This is a genomic window from Flavobacterium sp. T12S277, from assembly GCF_048514875.1.
Lineage (GTDB): Bacteria > Bacteroidota > Bacteroidia > Flavobacteriales > Flavobacteriaceae > Flavobacterium.
Genome location: NZ_JBLYEG010000070.1, coordinates 1 through 1,010, shown reverse-complemented (window position 1 = coordinate 1,010; position 1,010 = coordinate 1). Strand labels below are relative to the sequence as shown.

General features: G+C 37.0%; 1 protein-coding gene. It reads right to left on the bottom strand.

Annotated features, from left to right (window positions below; translation table 11 throughout):
• Positions 1-1,010, bottom strand: a 1,010-nt coding sequence (locus tag ACN1CN_RS22755; protein ID WP_419137976.1) for an Ig-like domain-containing protein, incomplete at both ends; no start/stop codon positions are given.

Here is a 1,010-nt window from a genome sequence, read left to right as displayed (position 1 = left end):
CACAATCAATAAATTTGATATTGAAATGTGTGGTGCAAGGATTTGGATATAAGATGTATTTAGGTAAGGGAATATCTTCAACTGTCAGATCTTCACAAGGCCCTATCTTAAACCAAGTGGTTCTATCTTGATTTGGTTGTTTGTTTTTGTTAATTACCAAAGCTCTGTAAATAATCCCCTGATAGACTACCTGATCTCCAATTAAATAATCAGTTGAGGTATTCCATACTACCCCTTTGCAATTTTTACTCACGACATTCAAACTTGCAAATGTATATTCGGTACCATTTTCAAGAACAGTGGTTGCTGTGAAATAATGATTTCCCAAACCTATATTAGCCAGAACAAATGAATAAGGAGACTTGTTTATTGTAGAAATTATCACCCCATTGTCTTTAATGATAATAGATGAGAGTACAGCATCAGGATCAGTCACTTCGAAATTGAACAAAAGATCACTTCCATTATCTACCACCTGATCATTTGCAGAAGGAGAAATCATACTAACAATTGGAGGAACTTTTACCTCAATAATTACAGGAGTCGAGCTGGTCACGTTCCCGGTATTGTCTGTGGCTTTTGCTACTATCTGATAAGTTCCTGCCTTTAAATTCTCCCAAGTATATGTATAAGGACTGCTTGTTGAAGTCGATAATAAAGTTGCTCCATTATAGAATTCTACCTTAGAAATTGTTCCGTCAGAATCGGCTGCTACAGCATTGATGGTAACACTTCCAGGAGCTATAAAGGTAGCATTATCAGCAGGAGAAGTAACCCTTACCGTCGGAGCTTGATTATTATTAACCACTATGTTTACCACAGATGATGTTGTTGTTGCTATTACATTTGCGTTATCATATGATTTTACCGTTATGGCATAACTTCCCGCAGTCACATTTTCCCAGGTGTATGTGTAGGGACTACTTGTTGAAGTCGATAATAAAGTGGCACCGTTATAGAATTCTACCTTAGAAATCGTTCCGTCAGAATCGGCTGCTACAGCATTGATT